This window comes from Cellulomonas xylanilytica, assembly GCF_007989805.1.
Lineage (GTDB): Bacteria > Actinomycetota > Actinomycetes > Actinomycetales > Cellulomonadaceae > Cellulomonas > Cellulomonas xylanilytica.
Genome location: NZ_BJUB01000010.1, coordinates 47,346 through 70,047, shown reverse-complemented (window position 1 = coordinate 70,047; position 22,702 = coordinate 47,346). Strand labels below are relative to the sequence as shown.

The 22,702-nt window shown below is 73.7% G+C and carries 23 protein-coding genes and 1 tRNA gene; 16 read left to right on the top strand and 8 right to left on the bottom strand.

Annotated elements, in window-relative coordinates:
• Positions 1-74: 74 nt before the first annotated feature.
• Positions 75-593 (top strand): hypothetical protein, encoded by a 519-nt coding sequence (locus CXY01_RS15675; RefSeq protein ID WP_146928872.1) that lies wholly within the window; start codon positions 75-77, stop codon positions 591-593.
• Between the two features lie 4 nt (positions 594-597).
• Here CXY01_RS15675 and CXY01_RS20910 read toward each other — a convergent pair whose 3' ends face one another.
• Positions 598-741 (bottom strand): hypothetical protein, encoded by a 144-nt coding sequence (locus tag CXY01_RS20910; RefSeq protein ID WP_186813430.1) that lies wholly within the window; start codon positions 739-741, stop codon positions 598-600.
• A 158-nt stretch (positions 742-899) separates the two neighbouring features.
• Between CXY01_RS20910 and CXY01_RS15670 the strand changes: the two genes are divergently transcribed.
• A complete protein-coding gene (locus tag CXY01_RS15670; RefSeq protein ID WP_146928869.1) occupies positions 900-1,082 on the top strand; it encodes an Rv0909 family putative TA system antitoxin in 183 nt (60 codons plus the stop codon).
• A 30-nt stretch (positions 1,083-1,112) separates the two neighbouring features.
• Here the strand turns inward: CXY01_RS15670 and surE are convergent, their stop codons facing one another.
• Both surE and CXY01_RS15660 read right to left on the bottom strand, forming a co-directional pair.
• The gene (gene surE, locus CXY01_RS15665; protein ID WP_146928866.1) at positions 1,113-1,934 is read right to left on the bottom strand and encodes a 5'/3'-nucleotidase SurE; all 822 of its coding nucleotides are present in this window, start codon (positions 1,932-1,934) and stop codon (positions 1,113-1,115) included.
• A gap of 22 nt (positions 1,935-1,956) precedes the next feature.
• Positions 1,957-2,925, bottom strand: a complete 969-nt coding sequence (locus CXY01_RS15660; protein ID WP_146928863.1) for a 1-phosphofructokinase family hexose kinase — start codon at positions 2,923-2,925, stop codon at positions 1,957-1,959.
• Positions 2,926-3,059: 134 nt separating this feature from the next.
• Between CXY01_RS15660 and CXY01_RS15655 the strand changes: the two genes are divergently transcribed.
• On the top strand, positions 3,060-4,649 hold the full coding sequence (locus CXY01_RS15655; protein ID WP_146928860.1) for an MFS transporter: 1,590 nt from the start codon (positions 3,060-3,062) through the stop codon (positions 4,647-4,649).
• Here the strand turns inward: CXY01_RS15655 and pdxR are convergent.
• The gene (gene pdxR, locus CXY01_RS15650; RefSeq protein ID WP_146928857.1) at positions 4,646-6,064 is read right to left on the bottom strand and encodes a MocR-like pyridoxine biosynthesis transcription factor PdxR; all 1,419 of its coding nucleotides are present in this window, start codon (positions 6,062-6,064) and stop codon (positions 4,646-4,648) included. The two genes, CXY01_RS15655 and pdxR, sit on opposite strands and share 4 nt — an antisense overlap.
• Positions 6,065-6,133: 69 nt before the next feature.
• On the opposite strand from pdxR, the gene CXY01_RS15645 reads away from it, so the two are divergent.
• Complete coding sequence (locus CXY01_RS15645; RefSeq protein WP_146928854.1) at positions 6,134-7,120, top strand: aldo/keto reductase; 987 nt, start codon at positions 6,134-6,136, stop codon at positions 7,118-7,120.
• A gap of 9 nt (positions 7,121-7,129) precedes the next feature.
• Here the strand turns inward: CXY01_RS15645 and CXY01_RS15640 are convergent, their stop codons facing one another.
• Both CXY01_RS15640 and CXY01_RS15635 read right to left on the bottom strand, forming a co-directional pair.
• Positions 7,130-7,639 carry a GNAT family N-acetyltransferase gene (locus tag CXY01_RS15640; protein ID WP_146928851.1) on the bottom strand — a complete coding sequence of 170 codons (510 nt, stop codon included), beginning with the start codon at positions 7,637-7,639 and terminating at the stop codon, positions 7,130-7,132.
• Positions 7,636-8,001 (bottom strand): ArsR/SmtB family transcription factor, encoded by a 366-nt coding sequence (locus CXY01_RS15635; protein WP_146928848.1) that lies wholly within the window; start codon positions 7,999-8,001, stop codon positions 7,636-7,638. The genes CXY01_RS15640 and CXY01_RS15635 overlap by 4 nt, the downstream gene beginning before the upstream one ends.
• Positions 8,002-8,111: 110 nt before the next feature.
• Here CXY01_RS15635 and arsM point away from each other — a divergent pair, with 110 nt between their 5' ends.
• From arsM to CXY01_RS15590, 9 genes are all read left to right on the top strand, one after another.
• Positions 8,112-8,852 (top strand): arsenite methyltransferase, encoded by a 741-nt coding sequence (gene arsM / locus CXY01_RS15630; RefSeq protein ID WP_146928845.1) that lies wholly within the window; start codon positions 8,112-8,114, stop codon positions 8,850-8,852.
• 467 nt (positions 8,853-9,319) lie between these two features.
• Positions 9,320-10,099 (top strand): helix-turn-helix transcriptional regulator, encoded by a 780-nt coding sequence (locus CXY01_RS21230; protein WP_246125419.1) that lies wholly within the window; start codon positions 9,320-9,322, stop codon positions 10,097-10,099.
• 65 nt (positions 10,100-10,164) lie between these two features.
• Positions 10,165-11,217, top strand: coding sequence for an alpha/beta fold hydrolase (locus CXY01_RS15620; RefSeq protein ID WP_146928839.1), 1,053 nt, complete (start codon positions 10,165-10,167; stop codon positions 11,215-11,217).
• 211 nt (positions 11,218-11,428) lie between these two features.
• Positions 11,429-12,052, top strand: a complete 624-nt coding sequence (locus CXY01_RS15615; RefSeq protein ID WP_146928836.1) for a hypothetical protein — start codon at positions 11,429-11,431, stop codon at positions 12,050-12,052.
• Positions 12,049-13,455 (top strand): ice-binding family protein, encoded by a 1,407-nt coding sequence (locus CXY01_RS15610; protein ID WP_146928833.1) that lies wholly within the window; start codon positions 12,049-12,051, stop codon positions 13,453-13,455. The genes CXY01_RS15615 and CXY01_RS15610 overlap by 4 nt, the downstream gene beginning before the upstream one ends.
• Positions 13,456-13,654: 199 nt before the next feature.
• Positions 13,655-14,443, top strand: a complete 789-nt coding sequence (locus CXY01_RS15605; RefSeq protein ID WP_186813429.1) for a M15 family metallopeptidase — start codon at positions 13,655-13,657, stop codon at positions 14,441-14,443.
• Positions 14,444-14,497: 54 nt separating this feature from the next.
• Positions 14,498-15,760, top strand: a complete 1,263-nt coding sequence (locus CXY01_RS15600; protein ID WP_146928827.1) for an MFS transporter — start codon at positions 14,498-14,500, stop codon at positions 15,758-15,760.
• A complete protein-coding gene (locus tag CXY01_RS15595) occupies positions 15,757-16,101 on the top strand; it encodes an ArsR/SmtB family transcription factor (protein WP_146928824.1) in 345 nt (114 codons plus the stop codon). Before CXY01_RS15600 ends, CXY01_RS15595 begins: the two co-directional genes overlap by 4 nt.
• A 111-nt stretch (positions 16,102-16,212) precedes the next feature.
• Positions 16,213-17,385, top strand: a complete 1,173-nt coding sequence (locus CXY01_RS15590; RefSeq protein ID WP_146928821.1) for an AI-2E family transporter — start codon at positions 16,213-16,215, stop codon at positions 17,383-17,385.
• A 29-nt stretch (positions 17,386-17,414) separates the two neighbouring features.
• Here the strand turns inward: CXY01_RS15590 and CXY01_RS15585 are convergent.
• Positions 17,415-17,490 (bottom strand) — tRNA-Arg (locus tag CXY01_RS15585).
• A 50-nt stretch (positions 17,491-17,540) separates the two neighbouring features.
• Positions 17,541-18,191, bottom strand: a complete 651-nt coding sequence (locus CXY01_RS15580) for a FadR/GntR family transcriptional regulator (RefSeq protein ID WP_146928818.1) — start codon at positions 18,189-18,191, stop codon at positions 17,541-17,543.
• 126 nt (positions 18,192-18,317) lie between these two features.
• Here CXY01_RS15580 and CXY01_RS15575 point away from each other — a divergent pair, with 126 nt between their 5' ends.
• From CXY01_RS15575 to lysA, 3 genes are read left to right on the top strand one after another with little or no spacing between them, the layout of a single operon-like run.
• Positions 18,318-19,598: an MFS transporter gene (locus CXY01_RS15575; protein ID WP_246125417.1), complete on the top strand. Its 1,281-nt coding sequence runs from the start codon at positions 18,318-18,320 to the stop codon at positions 19,596-19,598.
• A gap of 30 nt (positions 19,599-19,628) precedes the next feature.
• The gene (gene argS, locus CXY01_RS15570) at positions 19,629-21,308 is read left to right on the top strand and encodes an arginine--tRNA ligase (RefSeq protein WP_146928813.1); all 1,680 of its coding nucleotides are present in this window, start codon (positions 19,629-19,631) and stop codon (positions 21,306-21,308) included.
• Positions 21,305-22,666 (top strand): diaminopimelate decarboxylase, encoded by a 1,362-nt coding sequence (lysA, locus tag CXY01_RS15565; RefSeq protein ID WP_146928810.1) that lies wholly within the window; start codon positions 21,305-21,307, stop codon positions 22,664-22,666. The genes argS and lysA overlap by 4 nt, the downstream gene beginning before the upstream one ends.
• Positions 22,667-22,702 lie beyond the last annotated feature (36 nt).

Below are 22,702 nucleotides of genomic sequence, written 5' to 3'. Positions count from 1 at the left end.
GGTGACTCCCGGGCCTGGTCACGGCACTATGGGGCCCGTGGGCGACAGCGCCCACAGCGGGCGAGGGGATCAGCATGAAGAACAGGGTTCGGCACGGCGGCGCACTTCTGGCGGTCCTCGGGGCGCTCGCGCTGACCGGGTGCGCCTCCCCGGTCGAGATCGAGAACTTCGCCGGCGTACCGCTGGTGCCCGCCTCCGCGCCCGCCGACGGGGAGTCCGCCGACGAGGAGCCTGCCGACGGGCAGGACGCGGAGGGCGAGGAGGTCGAGGCGGAGGCCGAGGCCGAGCTGGTGGAGCTCGAGGTCAGCGAGGGCGAGCCCGCCGCCGTCTACCTCGACTACGGCGACCGGCTGGCCATCGTGATGTGGGGCAGCTCGACGTGCCCGCCCGTCGGCGAGAGCATCGAGGTCCTGGAGGACCAGCACAGCGGGAACTCCGTGCGGATCCACATGGCGGAGCTCCCGGCCGACGCCGTCTGCACGGCCGACCTCTTGCCGCACACCACCGTCTTCGGCACCCCGGAGAACACGACGACGACGCAGCCGCTGCTCATCGACATCGACGGCCAGGAGATCGTCCTGCCGATCAAGTAGCCCGTCAGGGCTCCTCGACCGCGTCCGGGTCCTCCTCGGGCTCGAACGTGGACGGCTCGCCCGTGCCGATGCCGACGCCGCCGGTCTGCGCGAGCTCCTCGGGATCCGTCGTCTTCCCGCCGTCGGGGGTCGGGTCGGTGTCGGTCATGGGAACCTCCCTCGTCGAGAGTCCCAGCGTGCGCCGGGAGCTTCCGTCCGGCAATCGGGGCACCGGATGCGTATGCCTCCCCGCTGCCCGACAGTGGGAGGGCGTGACTGCGGCCGAAGCAGGCGGTCGCGAGCGGTCCGACAGATGAGTGGTGTGCCATGGGAATCGACGACCTGAAGGGCAAGGCCTCCGACGCTCTCGACAGCGACAAGGGCGAGAAGGCGAGCGACGCCGGGCTGGACAAGGCCTCGGACGCGGCCTCCTCGGCCACGGGGGGCAAGCACGACGAGCAGATCTCGTCGGTCGAGAAGTCGGCCGACGAGAAGATCGGCAACGCCTGATCCCGGTGATCGGCGCGCCGCCGGTCGCGGCTACGCGACCGGCGGCGGTCCGTCCCACCCGGCGAAGTCCGGCAGGGGGTCGTCGGCCGGTGCCCGCAGCTGCGTGAGCGTCGCCCAGCCGTGCGCCAGCAGCACGCTGTCGGTCACCGGGCCGTCGGGACCGGGCGCATCGGGGTCGAGCTCCTCGTCGGGCGTGGCGTCCGCACCGGCGAACGTCTCCACGTCGGCGTAGGTCAGGCGCACGGCCCCGTCGCTGGCCTCGACCTTGGCCTGGACGGCGCCCAGACGCGCCAGCGGTGCCTGCCGCAGCCCGCGCACCCCCTGCACCGGAAGGTCCGGGACGTTGAGGTTGAGCACCCGGTCGGTGCGACCGTGCTCGACCGCCCAGGCCAGCACCGGCTGCAGCACGGCTCCCGCGGTGTCCCAGTGCTGCGGCGCGGCGCTCGCGAGCGAGACGGCGACGCCCCGGATGCCGTGCAGCGCACCGGCCAGGGCCGCACCCGCCGTCCCCGAGTGCAGCACGAGGTGGCCGGTGTTCTGTCCCCGGTTGACGCCCGACAGGATCAGGTCCGGACGCGGCCCGAACGCGCCGAACGCCGCGTAGTACGCGATCAGCGCCGGGGCGGCGGCAACCGCGACGCAGGGGACGTCGGCGCCGACACCCGGGGGACGCCGGTGCTCGACCACGAGCCGTCCGTCGGGCGACGACCCGTGCAGGGACGCGCTCGCGCCCGAGTACTCCCGCGCCGGCGCCGCGACCGACACGCTGTGGCCGGCACGGACGGCAGCCGCGACCAGCACGCTCAGGCCGGGCGACTCGATGCCGTCGTCGTTGGTGACCAGGACCTGCACGGACCGCTCCTCTCGTCGGGTGTCACTCGTCGTCGTCGGTGAAGGGTTCGACGACCACCTCGTGCGCCAGTCGCTCGACGTGGTCGCGGTGGCCGGTGCCCAGGCCGTGCCGGGTGACGTTCAGCGTCCCGGCCGCGACCCCGAGCCGGACCGCGCGCTCGATGGGGTACCCGCGGGCCAGGCCGACGGCGATGCCGGCGGTCATCGAGTCGCCGGCTCCGTGGTGGTCGACGACCGACAGGTCGGGCCCGGTGGCGTGCAGGACCTCCTCGGCGGTGACGACGAGCGTCGAGTCCTGCGCGCGGGAGACCACGACGGCGGCCGCGCCGGCGTCGAGCAGCTGGCGGGCCGCCCGGACGAGCTCCGCCGGGGTGTCGTCCTGCGCGAGGTCGGCGTCGACGAGCTCCTCATGGCTGATCTTGAGCACGCCGCCGTCGGCCTCGGCGAACGCCCGGGCGGCGTCGCCGGACAGGTCGGCCACGACGACCCTGCCCGCCGCACGCAGGTCGACGGCGAGCCGGCCGACGAGGTCCGCCGGGACGACGTCGTCCGGGTCCGGACCGGTCAGCACCACCGCGTCCGCCTCGAGGCCCTCGACGAGGACCGAGCCGTAGAGGTCGTCGACCTCGTGCCGGTCGAGCGGCGTCGCGGGCGACGTGGCGACGTCGCCTCGGTGACCCTCGCGGCGGTCCTGCACGTACGAGCCGCTCTCGCCCCGGGAGTCCGTGCGGCGCACGCGCAGCCGCTCCGACTCGCCCAGGTGCGCGGCCACGGAGCCGGTCTCACCCCCGAACGGGCCGCACAGGACGACGTCGGCGCCCAGGGACGCGGCCATCCGCGCCACCCACACGCCCTGACCACCGGCGTGGACGTGGAGCTCCGGGTGGTCGTCGCGGTAGCGCCCCGGCTCGATGGTGACCGTCAGCAGCGGCGTGGACGCGAGCACGCAGACCCGCGGGGTGTCCTGGGCATCGGTGGAGCCGTCGACCATCTCTCGAGCATCACCCGAGGTCGCCGGATCCGCCGCTCGAGAGCGCGCCGGCGGCGGGTGTGCAGCAAGAAGACCGGTCAATCCGCCCACGCGGGCGTCGTCTGCTCCTACGCTGCGGAGATGACGGGACGACGATGACCGCGGGACCGGCGTCCGCGGCGCCGCTCGACCGGCGCCTGGCCATCCTGCTGGCCATGGCGATGTTCGTGCTGGTCGTCGACACCTCGTTCATGAACGTGTCGATCTCGGCGGTCGTCGCGGACCTCGACACCACCGTCAGCGGCGTCCAGTCGGCGATCGCGCTCGAGGCCCTGGTGTCGGCGGCGTTCATCCTCATCGGCAGCAAGGTGGGGGACCTCGTCGGACGCAAGCGCGCGTACGTCCTGGGGCTGCTCGCCTACGCCACCGGCGCCGTCGCCATGATGCTCGCCCAGAGCCTGACCGCCGTGATCATCTTCTGGGCGATCGTCGGCGGCCTGGGCGCGTCGCTCCTCCTGCCGTCCATGCAGTCGCTGATCCACGGCAACTTCAGCGGCGGCGCCCAGGTGAAGGTCTACGCGCTGGTCGGTGCGTCCGCGTCGATCGCCGCAGCGGTCGGTCCGCTGCTCGGCGGGTTCATCACGACGTACCTGTCGTGGCGGGTGGCCTTCGGGCTCGAGGCGCTGATCATCCTCGTGGTGCTCAGCGGCATCCGGCTGGTCAAGGACGTCCGGTTCACGGGGGACCGCTCGATCGACGTGGTCGGGGCCGGGCTGTCCGCGCTGGCCATGGGCGGGATCGTGCTCGCGATCCTCGTGTGGCAGGAGGGCGGCGAGGCGGTCGGCGCGCTGATCGCCGTCGGTGGCGTCGCGCTCGCGGCCCTCGTGTGGTGGCTCCTGCGCCGCAAGCGTCAGGGCAGGCCCGTGCTGCTCGACCCCGACCTGTTCCGGCTCCCGCTGTTCCGTGTCGGGGTGTCCCAGCAGACGCTCCAGCAGATCACCCTCGGCGCCGCGATGATCACGCTGCCGATCTTCCTGCAGATGGTGCTCGAGTACGACGCGATGGCCGCCGGGCTGTCCCTGGCGCCGCTGTCGCTCAGCATGTTCGCGATGGCCCTGCTCGCCGGCAAGCGCTCCGGTCGGCGCCGGCCGGCCACGATCGTGCTGGTGGGCTTCGCGCTGGTCGTCCTCGGTGTCCTGGTGCTCCTCCCCGTCGTCCCGCGCGCGACGTCCGGGTGGTACCTCGTGCTCCCGCTGCTCGTCGTCGGCTCCGGTCTCGGCCTGCTGGTCTCGCAGCTGAACAACTACACGCTGTCGCCGATCACCGAGGAACGCGTCAGCGAGGCCGCCGGGGTCAACTCCGCCGCCGGCTCGTTCGGCCTGTCGTTCGGGCTCGCCTTCGCCGGCGGCATCATGCTCGCGGCGCTGTCTCTCGGGTTCACCTCCCAGGCCGACGCCAGCACGGTGCTCTCGGCGCAGGAGCAGGCGCAGGTAGCCACCGCGCTCGAGGACGACGCCGAGCTGATGAGCAACACGGCCCTGGAGGAGACGTTGGCGGGTCAGCCGCCCGAGGTGCAGGCCGAGATCCTGCGCATCAACACCGAGGTCCGGCCGCGCGCGCTGCAGATCGCGCTCCTGGTCCCGTTGCTCGCGGGCGTCGTCGGGCTGGTCAACGGCTTCCGGATGCGTCGGCTGCCCGATCCGCAGCCGAACGCCGCGGTCGAGGGCGCGTCGCTCGGCGGCTAGGCCGCCTCGGTGACGGCGCCGGCGAGCCGGGCCACCGCCTCGTCCAGCCGGGCGTCGACCAGGTTGCCGTACCCGACGACGAGCGCGGAGGCAGCCGTCGCTGCGCCGATCCGGTAGCGGCTCGCGGGCACCACGCGCACGTCGCGCCGGGCGGCCAGCCGGGCCACCCGGTGCTCGTCGACACCCGGCGGCAGCGCCAGCACGACGTGCAGCCCGGCGGCCAGTCCCGTCACGGGGAGTCCCGGGAGGTGCCGCTCGAGCGCCACGAGCAGCGCCGCCCGTCGCCGTCGGTATCGCGTGCGCGCCGACCTGAGGTGCCGGTCGTAGGCGCCACCGGACAGCAGCGCGGCGCAGGCGAGCTGGTGCAGCGACGGCGGAGCTCCCGCGTGGACGTCCAGACCGGCACGGGCGGCAGGGACGTCGTCGGGCGGGACCAGCCACCCCACGCCGAACCCGGGCGCGAGCGTCTTGCTCAGCGAGCCCAGCAGCGCGACGCGGTCGGGAGCGAGCGCGCGCAGGGCAGCGACCGGCCGGCGGTCGTAGCGGAACTCGGCGTCGTAGTCGTCCTCGACCACCACCCCGTCCACGGACCGCGCCCACCGCACGAGCGCCTCACGCCGCGCGGGTGCCAGCGCGGCGCCGACCGGGAACTGGTGCGACGGAGTGACGAGCGCGGCGCGCGCCCCGGTGCGGTCCGCCGCGGCCACGAGCGCACCGACGTCCACGCCGTCCGCGTCGACCGGCACGGGGACGGGTTGCAAGCCGGCGGCGGCGGCGACGTCGCGCAGCCGCGGCCAGCTGGGGTCCTCGACGAGCACGTGGTCGTGGCCCGCGGCGTGCAGTGACCTCGCGAGCCGCGTCATGCCGTCCGCAGCACCGTGCGTCACGACGACCGCGTCCGCGTCGACGAGCACCGCACGCGTGACGGCCAGCCGGTCGGCGAGCGCGTGCCGCAGGGCGGGCACCCCGCGCGGGTCCGGTGTGACCAGGTCACCGGGCGACGCGGAGGACACGGCCGTGCGCACCGCCCCGACCCAGGCGGTCCTCGGCAGGTGGCGCAGGTCCGGGACGCCCGGCCCGAGGTCGAACCGGGGCCGGGGCTGGGCGGGGTGGTCGGGTTCGCGCGGAGCGGTGAGCGTGGGCCACGACGTGGCGGCGACGCGCGTGCCGGCGCCCGTGCGGGCGTCCAGCGCACCCTCGGCCACGAGAGCTCCGTACGCCTGCGTCACCACCCAGCGCGAGACGCCCAGGTCGCGCGCCAGCGCCCTGCTCGGAGGCAGCGGGTCGCCCGGGCGGAGGCGTCCCTCGCGGACGGCCGCACGCAGGGAGCGCTCGAGCGCGACGTGGGCCGGCTGCCCGCCCTCGATCGTGACGAGCGCGTCTCCCACCCACCGATTGGTCTGGTCGTCTGCCACAGGAATGGACCGTACTCCCGGACCGCTGCCCGCCTAGCGTCGATCCCGTCACCGAACGAGGAGAGCACCATGCAGCAGCGCACCATCGGGTCCGGGCCCACCTCCACGGACGTCAGCGTCCTGTGCCTGGGCACCATGCACTTCGGCACGCACACCCCGCGTGAGACGGCCTTCGAGGTCCTCGACCGCTTCGTCGACGCCGGGGGCACGTTCCTGGACACCGCGAACAACTACAACGCCTGGGACGCGGGTGGCCACGGCCACGAGAGCGAGGACGTCATCGGCGCCTGGCTGGCGTCGCGCGGGCTGCGCGACCAGGTCCGCATCGCGACCAAGTGCGGTGCCGCCAAGAAGGACCCGGCGCTGCCGCTGTCGGGCACCCCGCCGACCAACTACCAGGGCCTGGCCGCCGAGACCATCCACCGCGAGGCGGCGACGAGCCTCCGCCACCTGGGCGTGGACCGGCTCGACGTCCTCTACGGGCACGTCGACGACCGCGACACCGCGCTCGAGGAGACCGTCGGCGCCTTCGGCAAGCTCGTGGTGGACGGGGTCGTCGGGGTGCCGGGGATCTCGAACGTCACCACCTGGCGGGTCGTCGAGGCGCGCGAGACGGCGGCTCGCCTGGGCGTCGAGCCGTACGGCGTCGTCCAGCAGCAGGGTGGCTACGTCTACCCGAGCCCGACGCCGTTCCGGTCCAACTGGGTCACGGGCGGGATGCTCGACTACGCGGCGTCCACGGGGGTGGACGGCCGGCCGCCGCTCGCCGTGACCGTGTACTCGCCGCTGCACCAGGGTGCGTACACGCGCGCGGACAAGCCGCTGTTCGGCGGCGCCGACCACCCGAGCAGCCGCCGCCGGGTCGAGGTGCTGCACGAGGTCGCGCGCGACCTCGGGGCCACCCCCAACCAGGTCGCGCTCGCGTGGCTGCTCGGCGGGCCCACCCCGGTCATCCCGATCGTCGGCGCGCACTCGGTCGCGCAGCTCGACGAGTCCCTCGGCGCGCTGGACCTCGTGCTCGACGACTCGCTGCGGGTGCGGCTCGACGAGGCCTGAGGGCCGGTCTCAGCCGTCGGTGTCGAGGCGTCGTTCCATGAGGACGACGTCTCGCCACCGACCGGCGAGGGGCCCGTAGGTCATCCGGCCGAGCCGCTCGCGCGTGCCGACGACCCGGAACCCGGCGGCGCTGTGCAGCGCGATGCTCGCCGAGTTCTCCGGGAAGATGCCGGCCTGCACGGTCCAGACCCCGCCGGCGGCCGCCGACCCGAGCAGCGCGTCGAGGAGGGTCCTGGCGACGCCACGCCCGTGCGCCGCCGGGTCGACGTACACGGAGTGCTCGATCACCCCGGCGTACGCGCAGCGGTCGGACACGGGGGAGGCCGCTGCCCAGCCGAGGACCCGGCCGTCGTCGTCGAGGGCGACGAACCGGTGCTCGCGCACCTTGCCGGCGTCGAACGCGTCCCAGGTCGGCGGCGCCGCCTCGAAGGTGGCGTGCCCGGTCGCGATCCCGGCGGCGTAGATGCGCTCGACCTCGGGCCAGTGCTCGGCCGTGAGCGGGCTGACGCGGACCGTCATGCGGGCCTGCCCGTGAGGTGGGCGCCCAGGTGGGACGTCACCTGCTCGAGCGCGCCGGGCACGAGCGCGAACCAGGCCCAGACGCCCCGCTTCTCCCGGGTGACCAGGCCGGCGTCGGTGAGCACCTTCAGGTGGTGGGACACCGTCGGCTGGCTCAGCCCGACCGGCTCGATGAGGTCGCAGACGCACGCCTCCGCGCCGTCCTGGGCGGCGATGAGGGACAGCAGCCGCAGCCGTGCGGGGTCGGCCAGCGCCTTGAGCGTGCGGGCGAGCTGCACGGCGTCCTGCTCGCTGATCGCCGGGCTGGCGGCGGGCGTGCAGCACGTGGCCGGGGCGGAGACGGGCAGGAGGTCGAGAGGCATGTGGCGAGTATGCCGCGGAGATTGACGGATGTCGATATTGACAGGCGTGAATGTCCTGATGCAGAGTCGGCCTGTACGCATCGACAAGCATCAATATCGGAGGAGACATCATGGATGACGTCCGCGAGCAGGTCCGCCAGCGCTACGCCCTCGCAGCGGTACAACCGGCAGGTGAGGGGTGCTGCGGCGGGTCGTGCGGCCCGGCCGACGAGAGCTTCGGTCAGGCGCTCTACGACGCGACCGACGTCGCCGACCTGCCCGTCGAGGCGGTCACCGCGTCGCTCGGCTGCGGCAACCCCCTGACCGTCGCGGAGCTCGCGCCGGGCGAGCGCGTGCTCGACCTCGGCTCGGGCGGCGGGATCGACGTGCTCCTGTCCGCCCGGCGCGTCGGACCCACCGGCTTCGCCTACGGCGTGGACATGACCGACGAGATGCTCGAGCTCGCCCGCGCCAACGCGACGAGGGCCGGCGCCACCAACGTCGAGTTCCGCAAGGGCACCATCGAGGAGCTGCCGTTCGACGACGGCTCGGTCGACGTGGTCATCTCCAACTGCGTCGTGAACCTCTCCCCGGACAAGCCGGCCGTCCTGGCCGAGGTGTTCCGGGTGCTCGCCGCGGGCGGCCGCGTCGGCATCTCCGACGTCGTGGCGGAAGACCACCTGACCGCCGACCAGCGTGCGGAGCGCGGCTCCTACGTCGGCTGCATCGCGGGTGCCCTGTCCCGCTCCGAGTACCTCGCGGGCCTCGCCGACGCCGGGTTCGCCGACGCGGACGTCACCTTCACGCACCAGGTGGCGGACGGCATGCACGGCGCCGTCGTCCGCGCCCGCAAGCCGGTCCCGTCGGTCTGAGGGATCCGGACCTCGTCGCCCACGGCCGGGCGACGAGGTCGCAGGGCGACGAGGTTCCGGCAAGACGCTCGCAACGTCACACGGCCCGCATCGTCCCTGGCACGTGCCGTCCTGGCCCGGCCTTCCCCGGGACGGCTGTGCCGGTCCCGGGCTCGCCGCACGTGGAGGGGGACGCGGCCGACACGACCGCGCTCGTGGGCCGGCTCGGCTGAGCGGCACCCCAGGAACCCTCTCCGCCGAACGTCATGCACGCCAGGACCACCACCGCTCCCGCCCCCGCCGTCGCTCGCCCCGATGCCTTCATCGTCGTCATCTCCTCGCGTCCTCGGGATCGGTCCTCCGGTCCCTCGACGCCACACGCTGCCCGCCCGGGCACGGCGCGAACATTCGCATCCGGGCGTATGTCTCGGGCACGGGTGCGGGTCTACCGTCGAAGGAGGGCGGGGCCCGAGCGGGGGGAGGAGCTGGTGGATCCCATCGGCCAGCTGCACGCGGGGGACGGCGACGCGCTCGTCCGCCTCATCGCGGACGCGTACCACGACGAGCCGGGCCCCGACCTGCCGTGGGCGCTGCTCGACGGGCTCGCTGACCTGCTGGGCCGCGACACGCTCGTCACCTACACGAGCTATGCGCCCGGCCAGCTGCGCTGGGACCACGAGCAGGTGGTCCTCGACGCGGGCGAGCACTGGTCCACGACCGAGACGGAGTACGACGAGCCCGACGGCTGGTTCAGCGAGTGGTGGACCCACCCGCTGTGCAGCTACCCGCAGCGCACCGGGGACCTCACCAGCATCGTGACCACCACCGACTTCGTCGCCACCGCGGACGAGGACGACGCGCGGCGACGGTGGTTCGGCGACATCCGGACGCACATGATCCTGTCCCTGCCGGCTGCGCCCGGCGTGGTCCGCAGGGTCCTCCTCGCCCGGCGCGAGTGGCCCGGTTTCGACGAGCGGGACCGTCAGGTGGTCGCACTGCTGCGGCCGCACGTGCAGGAGATCTGGCTCGACGCCGAGCGTCGCCGCGCCGGTGTCCCCGAGCTGACGAGCCGCGAGTGGGAGGTGCTCGCCCTGGTGGGTTCGGGACTCAGTCACGCCGAGATCGCCGCGCGCCTCGTCGTGGCGGTCTCGACGGTCCGCAAGCACCTGGAGCACGTGCGCGAGCGGATGGGGGTGCACAGCGCTGCCGCCGCGGCGTCCATCGCGCTGCCGCACGCGCCGACGGTCCTGCGCCCACGCGCGCGGTGACGAGGCGGGGTGCCATCCCGTGGCGTCCGGTGCGGTGATGGCCTCCCACCTGCGAGTCTGCAGCCATGACCGAACCTGTCGTCGCTCCCGCGGTGCCACGACCGACGCGTCGACGGAGGTGGGCCCGCCGCCTGCTCCGCACGGTCGTCGGCGTGCTCGCGGCTGTGCTCGCGCTGCTGCTCGTCCTCACGGGCGTCAACCAGGCGGCCAACGCCGTGGGCCTCGCCCGGCTCGAGGTCCCGGGGGAGCTGGTGGAGGTGGACGACGACGGCGCCAGGATGCACGTCTACTCCCGCGCGGACCACCCCGGTGAGCCCACGCTGGTGTTCCTGGCCGGCATGGGCCTCGGCAGCGCGTACTACGAGCTGGAGAGCGTCTGGGAGCCCCTCGCGCAGGACGTCAACATCGCCACCGTCGACTACCTGGGCTACGGCTTCTCCGGCACGACGGCGAAGGACCGGACGAACGTGAACGTGGCCACCGAGATCCACGCCGCTCTGCACGGCGCGGGCGTCGAGGGCCCGTACGTGCTGGTGGCGCACTCCCTCGGGGGTCTCTACGCGCTCGAGTTCGCCGAGCTCTACCCCGACGAGGTCGCCGGGTTCGTGGGACTGGACAGCACCTCGCCGGGTCAGCAGGCCCCGGAGGACTACGAGGGCGACGTCTCGGCGGACGGAGGGCTCCACCCCGCGATGACGGTGGCGCGGTTCGTCGGGCTCGTGCGGGTGGACCGGTGGGTCAACGGCGACGACTCGAGCCTGCTGCCCGCCAACCCGCTGCTCGACGAGGCGGAGCAGGACCGCGACTGGCTGCTGGACAACACGCGGCTGGACCTGCGCCTGCTCGACGACGAGGGGAGCTGGGCGGTGCGCAACGACCTCGCGCTGACGGGTCACCGCTTCGATGCCGCGATCCCCACGCTGATGGTGCTGGCCGAGGACTCGGTCGCGCTCGCGGAGGAGTTCAGCATGCCCGACTGGGTGGAGGTCCACGAGGCCGTCTCCAGCGAGCACCCGGACAGCCGGGTCGTCCTGCTGGACGGCGCCCACCTGATCTATCTCGACGCCCCCGACGAGACCGTCACCGAGATCCGGGAGTTCCTCGCCGCGACGCAGTGAGCGAGCCGGTCCGCCCCTGCTGGCGCCGTCCTGCGTGTGACCTCGCTCACAAATCGGTCCGCCGACGGGGTCGCGACCTGCAGCGCGACCTCCCAGTTGCCTAGGTCACATGAAGGGTACTAGCGCGCTCGGAAAGCGCTCGCTTAGCGTTTCCCGCGACACGACCGGGGGGCGTGCATCGCGTCCCCATGACTCAGGGGGCATCACTCGCATGGCACCATCCCGTACGTTCCGTCGCGCCACCGCACTGGCCGCGGCACCCGTGGCGATCCTCGCCGCCGGGGCGCTCGTCTGGCAGAGCTCGACGGCTGCCTTCACCGCGACCACCCGCAACGCGGGCAACTCGTGGAGCACCGGTCAGGTGCTGCTGACCGACGACGACCAGGGCCGTGCCGGCTTCACGGTGACCGGCCTCGTCCCCGGCCAGACCGGCGAGAAGTGCCTCGTCGTGACCTCCGGCTCGACCGTCCCGGGCGAGGTCCGCTCCTACGCCCAGAACCTGCGCACCTCCGGCTCGGCGCTCGCCGACCGGATCCGCTTCCGCGTCGAGCAGGGCACGGGCGGCTCGTTCGACGACTGCACCGGCTTCACGCCGGCGGCCGGGGCGCTTCCCGCGCAGTCGCTGACGACGCTCTCGCAGGTCAACTTCGACTACGCCACCGGTGGCGGCGTCTGGAAGACCACCGGGACGCCCGGCGAGTCGCGCACCTACCGCGGCACGTGGACGTTCGACACCACGGGCCTGACCCAGGCGCAGATCGACGCCCTCCAGGGCGCCCAGGTCACCATGGACCTGGTCTGGGAGCTGCAGAGCACGGAGCCCACGGCCCCGTGACGACGACGGGGGACCGCACACCGGCGCTCCCTCCGTCCCCGGCACCCGGCACCGCACGCGCACAGCAGCGCACCCGCACGCGCCCAGCCGTCCTCGCGCAGGACGGCTGGGCCGCGTGGGCCCTCGGCACCGTCGCGCAGAGCTATCTCGCGCTGCTCGCCGCGCTGACCGCCATCGCGGTGGTACCGCTCGGGTTCGGCTGGGGCGGGTCCGTCGTCCAGACGGGGTCCATGCGCCCCGTCATCAGCCCGGGTGACGTCGTGCTCACGACAGCGCTCCCGGAGACCTCGCCGGTCCCGCTCGGTGCGGTCGTGCAGTTCCGTTCCACGGCTCCCGACGGCCAGGAGCGCCTGGTCGTGCACCGCATCGTGGAGCCCGGCCAGAGCAAGGGCGAGTGGGTCACGCAGGGCGACGCGAACGCCGACCCCGACAGCGCCGCCCTCACGCGCGACGACATCACCGGTCAGGGCCGGCTCCTCGTCCGGTGGGTCGGCCTGCCCAGCACGTGGCTCCGCACCGGACAGCTCGCCCCGCTCGCCGGCTGGCTCGCGCTCACGGTGGCGGCCGTGTGGGTCGCGGCGTGGTCGTGGCCGCGGCGGCAGCGTCCCGACGACCGTCCGACGGGCTCGCTCCACGGGGGCGCCGGTGGGCCGGCGCTGACGCGGGGCGCCGCCCTGGTGACCGCCGTCGCGCTCGTCGGCGGCGGGATGCTGCTGCCCGCCGAACGCGCGTCCGCCGCGTTCTCGGCCAGGACGGCGATGAGCGGCAACTCCTTCACGGTCGGCACCTGGCCGACGCTCGCGCTCGGGCGGGTCTCGTCGTACGCGGTCCTGGCGTCCACGAGGATCGCGAACGTCGCGCTCCTCGGCATCGGCAGCTCTGTCGGCGGCAGCGTCGCCGTGAGCCCGGGCACCTCCGTCACGGGGTTCTGGCCGTGGGACGTCACCGGCAGCACCGACCGGGACACCGCGGCCGCGCGCAACGCGCGCGTCGACGCGCTCGCCCTGTACGAGGGCGCCCGCACCCGGACCGCCACCGCGACGGCGCCCGCGACCGTGACCGGTGCTCTGACCCCGGGTGTGTACCGCCGCACCGGACCGGTCGCCGTCTCGGGCACGCTGACGCTCGATGCGCGGGGCGACTCGTCCGCGCTCTTCGTCGTCCAGGGCAGCTCGCTGACGTTCGGCCAGAACGCGAGGGTCGTGCTGGCCAACGGCGCCTCGCCCGACCGGGTGTTCTTCGTCAGCACCTCGACGACGAGCGTCGGCGACGGCGCCGCCGTCCGCGGTGTCCTGCTGTCCTCGGGGGACATCGTCCTGGGCCGCTCCTCGACGCTCGCCGGACGCGCGGTGTCGGTGAACGGCGCCGTCACGCTCACCGCGGCGAGCGTCACCCAGCCGTAGCGCCCGGAGGAAGCGCGACGAGCGTGATCCCGGCCTGGCCGGTGCGGTTGTTCCACAGCCTCGGCCGGGTGCGCGGGCGGGACGGGTGGCTCGACAGCGCTCCGCAGCCGCCGTGCGCCGCCCCCCGGCGCGCCGGTGCACGAGCGCCTAAGGTCGCCAGATGCGGGAGAGCCGTCAGCGCAGGCCGCGGCGATCGCACGTGACGACGGTCGTGGTCGTCGCCGGCGTCCTCGGGGTCCTGGCCGGCGGTGCGGTCCTGCGCCCGTGGGCCGTGACCGGCACGACGTCGCGGGCGGTCGCCGTCGCGCCGACCACCGGCACGTCCAGCCCGCCGCCGACACCCGCGGCGCCTGCGCCGCCCGTGACCGCCACGCCGACACCCCTCGTGCCCGCGATCGACCTGGCAGGGCAGTCGACCGAGGACCCGTCGAGCACGTGGGTGGTGGTGAACAAGAGCCGACCCGTCGCGCCCCTCGACTTCGAGCCGGCCGACCTGGTCGGCCTCGGCGACGAGAGGGTGCGGACGGTCGTGCACGACGACGCGGTCGCGATGCTCGCCGCGGCGTCGACGGCCGGTGTGCAGCTGACCGTGCTCAGCGGCTTCCGGTCCTACGCCTCCCAGCGCGAGATCTTCGACAGCATGGTCGGCCACCACGGGGTGGCCGAGGCGGAGCAGGTGTCCGCCCGGCCCGGGCACAGCGAGCACCAGACCGGCCTGGCCGTCGACGTCGGGGACCTCACGGACCCGTCGTGCGACTTCCTCCCGTGCTTCGCCACCACACCGGCCGGGCTCTGGGTGGCGGCGCACGCCCAGGACTTCGGCTTCCTCGTGCGGTACACCCCGGAGAACAGCGCGGTCACGGGGTACGCGGCGGAGGGCTGGCACCTCCGGTACGTGGGCCGGGAGCTGGCCGGGCACATGCGGAGCGCCGGGCTGACCACGCTCGAGGAGACGTTCGGTCTGCCCGGCGGGCCGGTGTATCCCTGACCGCGCCATGGATGCATGTTTGCGTGAGCACGCAGATATGCACATACTGATTCGGTGCTCCGTGCCCTGGCTCACCCGGTCTACCGGCGCCTCTTCGCCGCGCAGGTGATCGCCCTGGCCGGAACCGGGCTGGCGACCGTCGCCCTCGGTCTGCTCGCCTACGACCTCGCGGGGGAGCAGGCGGGCAGCGTGCTGGGCACCGCTCTCGCGATCAAGATGGTCGCCTACGTCGTCGTCGCACCGCTGGCTGCGGCCCTGGTCGCCCGGCTCCCGCGCCGACGTGTCCTCGTCGGCTCGGACCTCCTGCGCACGGCGGTGGCGCTGAGCCTGCCGTTCGTCGGGGAGATCTGGCAGGTGTACCTCCTGATCTTCGTGCTGCAGGCGGCGTCCGCGACCTTCACCCCGACGTTCCAGTCCGTCATCCCCGACGTGCTGACCGACGAGGAGGACTACACCGCCGCGCTGTCGTTGTCGCGGCTGGCGTACGACCTCGAGTCCGTCCTGTCCCCGATGCTCGCCGCCGTACTGCTCGTGGTCGTGCCGTCCTCGTCGTTGTTCGTCGGCACCGCTCTGGGGTTCGCCGGTTCGGCGCTGCTCGTGCTCTCGGTCGCGCTGCCCCGCCGAGGCGCTGCCCGCAGCGACGACCCGCCACCGCAGCTGCCCTTCGGGCAGCGCGCGCGCCACGGCGTGACGCTGCTCGTCCGCACGCGTGCGCTGCGCCCGGTCCTGGCGCTCAACCTGGCCGTCGCCGCGGCCGGCGCCCTCGTCCTCGTCCAGACCGTCGTCATCGCCCGCGCGACCTTCGCCCAGGGGGAGGGCGTCGTCGCCCTGCTGCTCGCCGCGGTCGGCGCGGGGTCGATCGGCGCCGCCGTGCTCCTGCCGGGCCTGCTGCGGCGGGTGCCCGAGCGCCGGGTCATGCTCACCGGCGCGTCGCTGCTCACGGCGGCGACCGCGGCGGTGCCGCTCGCGATCGCGGCCTCCACGCCGCTGGTCGGCATCCTGACGGTGGCCGCCCTGTGGCTGGTCGTCGGGGCGGGGTGGTCCGCGACGGAGACCCCCGTCGGACGCATCATCCGCAGGGCCGTCCCGCGCGAGGACCTGCCCGCCGCGTTCGCGGCGCAGTTCTCGCTGTCCCACGCCTGCTGGCTGCTCACCTACCCGGTGGCGGGCTGGCTGGGGAGCGCCGACCTCACGGCCGCCGCGATCGCCCTGGCCGTCGTCGCCGGGGTCGCGACTGCGACGGCGTCCCTCTGGTGGCCGAGAGACGATGCGACGCGCGGCACGGCCGCGGTCGAGACGGCTGTGGTGCCATCATGATCGCCGTGACCGAACAGCACACCGCGGTGCCGGCCCAGGCGGAGCTCGAGCACGCGGTCGAGGTGCTCCGGCTGCTCGCCGACCGCACGCGCCTGGCGATCCTGACCATGCTCGACGGCTCCGAGATGTCGGTGACGTCCATCGCCGAGACGCTCGGGCGACCGTCCGCAGCCGTCTCGCAGCACCTGGCCAAGCTGCGGTCCGGGCGGCTGGTCACCGCCCGCCGCGACGGCACCACCATCTACTACAGCCAGCCCGACGAGCACGTCGCGGCGCTCGTCGCCAACGTCCTGCAGCACACGGAGCACGCGCTGTACGAGGTTCCTCCGCACCACCGCTGAGCCGACACCCGGCCGCACGCGCGAGACCCGTCGCAGCGCGCGGGGGGCGGTGACTCCCTGTACGTTCGTGGGCTCCGGCAGCCGTAGGCAGTGCACGTTGGGGGGAGCCTCATGGGTCCGTTCTCTCGCAGGTCAGCGCAGGTCCCGCGGTCCCGGGAGGTGGCGCCTCCGCGCGACGAGCCACCCGCCTCGACCCGGGGTACCTCGTCGCTGTGGTCCGACGGCTTCGGGCGTGCGGGCACGCGGTCGCTGCAGATCCTCGCGGTCCTGGCCGTCGTCGCGGTGTTCGTCCTCGTGGTCACCCAGCTGACCCTCGTGGTCATCCCGGTGCTCATCGCGCTCGTGCTGGCTGCCGCGATCTCGCCGCTCGTGTCGTTCCTGCGTCGCAAGGGCATGCCGTCGCTGGCGGCCACCTGGATCGCGCTGGTCACGCTCGTCGCGCTCCTGGCGCTCATCCTCTGGCTGGTGGTCGCGGCCGTGGTGAACCAGTGGAGCCAGCTGCGCGACCAGGCCCTGGACGGGTTCGACGAGCTCCAGGCCTACGTCGAGGGACTGCCGTTCGACATCACCGAGGAGCAGATCCAGTCGGTCCGGGACTCCGTCACCGGCCTGCTGCAGTCGGACGCGGTCGGCTCGGGCGCGATCGCCGGGGTGTCGCAGACGGTCGACTTCGTCGCCGGCTTCTTCATCATGATCGTGGTGCTGTTCTTCTTCCTCAAGGACGGTCCGCAGATCTGGGAGTTCCTGCTCCGGCCGTTCGAGGGCCACCGCTACCAGCGCGGCAAGCGCATCGGGGACACGACCGTCCGCACGCTGGGCGGCTACATCCGGGGCACCGCGATCGTCGCGGCCGTGGACGCCGTCTTCATCGGCATCGGGCTCGCGATCGTCGGGGTCCCGCTGGTGATCCCGCTGTCGGTGCTCGTGTTCCTGCTGGCCTTCATCCCGCTCGTGGGCGCGACGGTCGCCGGCATCCTCGCCGCGCTGGTCGCCCTCGTCGCGGTCGGGCCCGTCGAGGCGCTGATCGTGGTCGCGATCGTCGTCGTGGTGAACCAGCTCGAGGGCGACTTCCTGCAGCCCATCGTCATGGGGCGGACGCTGCGTCTGCACCCGCTGGTCATCCTGTTCGCGCTGACCGCGGGGACCGTGCTGGCCGGCCTCACGGGAGCGGTCCTCGCCGTGCCGATCGCGGCGTCGATCTGGCGGGCGGTCCAGGTGTGGGACGGCCACGACCTGCCCGCGCGGTTCGCCCGGCAGAAGCGGCACGAGGCCGTCGAGGCGTGAGCTGAGGCAGGGGTTCCCTGCGGTGGAGCTGGTGCCCGCGAAAGGACTCGAACCTTCGACCTTCTGCTCCGGAGGCAGACGCTCTATCCACTGAGCTACGCGGGCCGCTCACCGACCCGGGGGTCGATGCGGTGCACGACACTACCAGCCGTCGGTCACTCACCCAGCAGTGCGGACAGGTATCGAGTGGTCTCGTCGGCCGCCTTGCCGTCGTCGCCGGCGACGATCGCCTCGACCAGGATGTCGTGCGCGTCGTGGCCGTGCGCGTCGGTGACGAAGTTGAACCGGATGTTCTCGCCGATGGCGTCGAGCAGGTTCTCGTAGAGGGTGACCAGGAGCGGGTTGGCGGTCGCGCGGACGATCGCGCGGTGCAGGTCGAGGTCGGTGCCGACCATCGCGTCGAGGTCGCCGGCGCGGTAGGCGGCCGCCCGCTCGTCGCGACGCTGGAGCAGCGCGGCGGCGTCGGAGGCGGTGCGGCGGCGGGCGGCGAGCCGGGCGGCCTCGACCTCGAGCGCGCGGCGGACCTCGACGACGTCGCGCTGGCGGGCGTCGGCGATCTGGCGGCCCATGGTCACGGCCAGCTCGGAGCGGGACAGCACGTAGGTGCCCGATCCCTGCCGCCGCTCGAGCAGCCCGGCGTGGACCAGCGACTGCACGGCCTCGCGGACGGTGTTGCGGCCCACGCCCAGCAGGTCCACCAGCGCGGGCTCGGGCGGGATCCGCGTCCCCACGGGCCACTGCTCGGTCTCGATGCGTCCGCGGAGCTCGTCGACCGCGGTGTCGATCAGTCCGGTCCGTCGCGCCATCCGGTTAGGCTCCGTTCCGAGGAATCGACGTCTGGTCGTGCAGTCAACACCGGCGGTCGGGCACACGCCAGACCCCGGGGCGGATGATTCCGGCCGCCGCGCCCGCCCGGATCAGGAGTGTCAGTCGTGCCGTCCCTCATGCCGCCGCCGGCCCCCTGGCGGGGCCGCCTCATCGTGCTGGCCGGCATCGTCCTCGTCGGCCTCAACCTGCGCATCGCCGTGGCGGCGGTCTCGCCGATCATCGAGGTGGTCCGGCAGGACTTCGCGATGAGCGCGACGCAGGTGGGCCTGCTGGGCACCGTGCCCGTCGCCTCGTTCGCGCTGTTCGGCTCGCTGGCCACCCCGGTCGCACGCCGGCTCGGCCTCGAGCCGACGATGATCCTCGCCCTGCTGCTGTCGATGTCCGGGGAGCTGCTGCGCGCGCTGGCAGACAGCGCGCCGGCGTTCCTCGGCTGGTCGGTCATCGCGCTCGGCGGTCTCGGGATGGGCAACGTCCTGCTGCCCCCGCTGGTGAAGCGCTACTTCCCGGACCGCATCGGTACCGTCACGGCGTCGTACTCGGTCGCGATGTCCGTCAGCACCGCCGTCCCGCCGCTCGTCGCGCTGCCCGTGGCGCAGGCCGTCGGCTGGCGGTGGTCGGTCGGGATGTGGGCCGTGCTCGGGTTCGCGGCCGTCGTGCCGTGGGTGGTCGTCGTGGCCCAATCCGTGTCGGCACGCTCGCACCTGCGGGACCTCGTGCGCCGCGCACCGCGCAGCGAGCGGCCCGCGGTCCTGGTCCGCGCGGGGGCGGCCGAGAGCCGGCTGGTCTGGCGGTCGCGGCTGGCCTGGGCGCTGGTCCTCACGTTCTTCGCCAACACCACCTGCACCTACGTGCTGTTCGCGTGGCTGCCGCAGATCCTGGCCGACGCGGGGCTCGGTGCCGAGGTCGGCGGCCGGTGGCTGGCGGTCTTCGCGATCCTCGGCCTGCCGGCGTCGATCCTGTCCCCGGTGCTCGCCGCCCGGATGCGCAACCCCTACCCGCTGGTGGTCGGGTTCGCCGCGTGCTGGACCGCCGGGCTCCTCGGCCTGATGCTCTCGCCCGCGCAGGGCACGGCGCTGTGGATGGTCCTGCTCGGCATCGGTCCTGGGACGTTCCCGATCATGCTCGCGCTCATCGGGCTGCGGTCGCGCACGCCCGCGATCGCCGTCGCGCTGTCCGGCATGGTGCAGGGCCTCGGGTACGCGCTCGCGGTCGTCGGGCCGGTCGGCATCGGGGTCCTGCACGTCGCGACGGGCTCCTGGCGCGAGCCGCTGCTCGTGCTGCTGGGTCTCGTCGGGCTGCTGCTCGTGTCCGGCTGGTTCGCCTGCCGGCCGACGATGCTCGGCCCCGAGCCGGGTCGTCAGCCTAGTCCTGAGCCGGCTGCATAAGCCCTCCCACCGGCTCGGTACCCTTCTCCGGTGACTCCCGCCCAGCTCTCCGAGGCCCTCCGGGCCGCCCTCGTGCACGCCGTCGATGACGGGACGTTCGCCCTCGACCCCGCCGCGATCCCTGCGACCGTGCACCTCGAGCGACCCCGGCAGCGCGACCACGGGGACTGGGCCACCAACGTGGCGATGCAGCTGGCCAAGAAGGCCGGCACCAACCCGCGCGCCTTCGCCGAGGAGCTCGCCCGGCGGCTGACCCAGACCGAGGGCATCGCGACGGTCGAGGTCGCCGGCCCCGGATTCCTCAACATCCGGCTCGACGCGGCGGCCGCGGGCGAGCTCGCCCGCTCGGTCGTCGAGCAGGGGGCCGAGTACGGGAAGAACGAGACGCTTGCCGGTGTCTCGCTCAACCTCGAGTTCGTCTCCGCCAACCCCACGGGTCCGCTACACATCGGCGGCGTGCGCTGGGCGGCCGTCGGCGACAGCCTCGCCCGCGTGCTGCAGGCGTCCGGCGCCGCCGTGAGCCGCGAGTACTACTTCAACGACCACGGCGCGCAGATCGACCGGTTCTCGCGCTCGCTGCTGGCGCGCGCGCTGGGCCAGCCCGCGCCCGAGGACGGGTACGGCGGCAACTACATCTCCGAGATCGCGGAGCAGGTCGTGGCCGACGCCCTCGCCGCCGGCGAGACGGACCCGCGGACCCTGCCCTTCGACGAGGCCAACGAGGCGTTCCGCGCGCGGGGCGTCGAGCTGATGTTCGCCGAGATCCGCAAGTCCCTGGAGGACTTCGGCGTCGAGTTCGACGTCTACTTCCACGAGGACTCGCTGCACAAGTCCGGTGCCGTGGACCGCGCCGTCGCCCGCCTGCGGGAGCTCGGGCACGTCTTCGAGGCCGACGGCGCCGTCTGGCTGCGCACCACCACCTTCGGCGACGACCGCGACCGCGTGATCATCCGGTCCAACGGCGAGGCCGCCTACATCGCGGGCGACATCGCCTACTACCTCGACAAGCGCGAGCGCGGCTTCGACCGCGTCGTCATCATGCTCGGAGCCGACCACCACGGGTACATCGGCCGCATGATGGCGATCTGCGCCGCGTTCGGGGACACCCCGGGCGTCAACCTCGAGATCCTCATCGGGCAGCTGGTGAACCTGGTCAAGGACGGCGCCCCGGTCCGGATGAGCAAGCGCGCCGGCACGGTCGTCACCATCGACGACCTCGTGGACGCCGTCGGCGTCGACGCCGCCCGGTACGCGCTGGCCCGCTCGTCGGCGGACTCGATGATCGACCTGGACCTCGACCTGCTGTCCAGCGCGAAGAACGAGAACCCCGTGTTCTACGTGCAGTACGCGCACGCGCGGACCGTCAACGTGGGTCGCAACGCCGCCGAGGCCGGGGTCCGTCGCGAGGACGGCTTCGACGCCTCCCTGCTGGACCACGAGAGCGAGTCCGTGCTGCTGGGGCGCATCGCCGAGTTCCCGCGGGTCATCGCGCAGGCGGCCGAGCTGCGCGAGCCGCACCGCGTCGCGCGGTATCTCGAGGAGCTCGCCGGCAGCTACCACAAGTGGTACGACCAGCGCCGCGTCGCGCCCTTCGGCGACGAGGTGGTCGGCGACGTGCACCGCACCCGCCTGTGGCTGAACGACGCCACGCGGCAGGTCCTGGCCAACGGGCTGGGGCTGCTGGGCGTCTCCGCGCCGGAGCGCATGTGAGCACCACGATCCCCGGCGAGCCCTGGTCCACGGGTGTCGCCCGCGCGGCCGACGGCGCGACGACGGTCGCCGGGGTCGACGTGCGCGCGCTCGCGGCCGAGCACGGCACGCCCGCATACGTCCTCGACGAGACCGACCTGCGCAGCCGTGCCCGCGGCTACCGCCGGGCGTTCGAGACGGCGTTCGCGGAGATCGGCGCCGGGGTCGACGTGTACTACGCGGGCAAGGCGTTCCTGTCCGTCGCGGTCGCGCGCTGGGTGCACGAGGAGGGGCTGCGTGTCGACACCGCGACGGGCGGCGAGCTCGCGGTCGCGCTGCGGGCGGGCGTCCCCGGTGCGGACATCGGCCTGCACGGCAACAACAAGTCCGACACGGAGATCGCCCGGGCGCTCGAGGCCGGGGTGGGCCGGATCATCGTCGACTCCCTGGTCGAGATCGAGCGGGTGGCCGACGCGGCCGCCGCGCGCGGGGGAGCGCCGGCGCCCGTGATGGTCCGCGTGACCACCGGGGTGCACGCGGGCGGCCACGAGTACATCTCGACGGCGCACGAGGACCAGAAGTTTGGCCTCTCGATCGCGTCGCCCGACGGAGACTCTCCGGCCATGCGCGGGCTGCTCGCGGTGCTCGCACGCCCCGAGCTGCGGCTGCTCGGCATCCACTCGCACATCGGCTCGCAGATCCTCGACCCGTCGGGCTTCGAGGTCGCCGCCCGCGCCGTGCTGACCCTGCGCGCGCAGCTCGCGGAGCGCACCGGTGTGCTGGTCGAGGAGGTCGACCTCGGCGGCGGCTACGGCATCGCGTACCTGCCGGGGGAGGTCGCGCTCGACCCGGACCGGATCGCGAAGGACGTCGCCGCCTCCGTCCAGGCGACGGCCGCCGACCTGGGCACCCCGCTGCCGCGGTTCTCCATCGAGCCCGGCCGTGCGATCGTCGGCCCGGCCGGCCTGACGCTCTACACGGTCGGCACGGTCAAGCCGGTGCGGACCGACGACGGGAGCGTCCGGACGTACGTGTCCGTCGACGGCGGCATGAGCGACAACATCCGCCCGGCCCTGTACGGGGCGGCGTACCACGCCGAGGTCGTCGGCCGGCTCGCGAGCGCGCAGACGGTGCTCGCGCGCGTCGTCGGCAAGCACTGCGAGAGCGGCGACATCGTCGTGCACGAGGTGCAGCTGCCCGCCGACGTCCGCGCCGGGGACCTGCTCGCCGTCGCGGCGACGGGGGCGTACGGGCGGTCGATGGCGTCCAACTACAACCACGTCCCGCGTCCGCCGGTCATCGCGGTGAGCGACGGGGAGACCCGCGTGCTGGTCCGCCGCGAGACCGAGGACGACCTCCTGGCGCTCGACCTCGGCTGACCGGCCCACCGGTCGGACCGCTCGTCCCGACAGGCG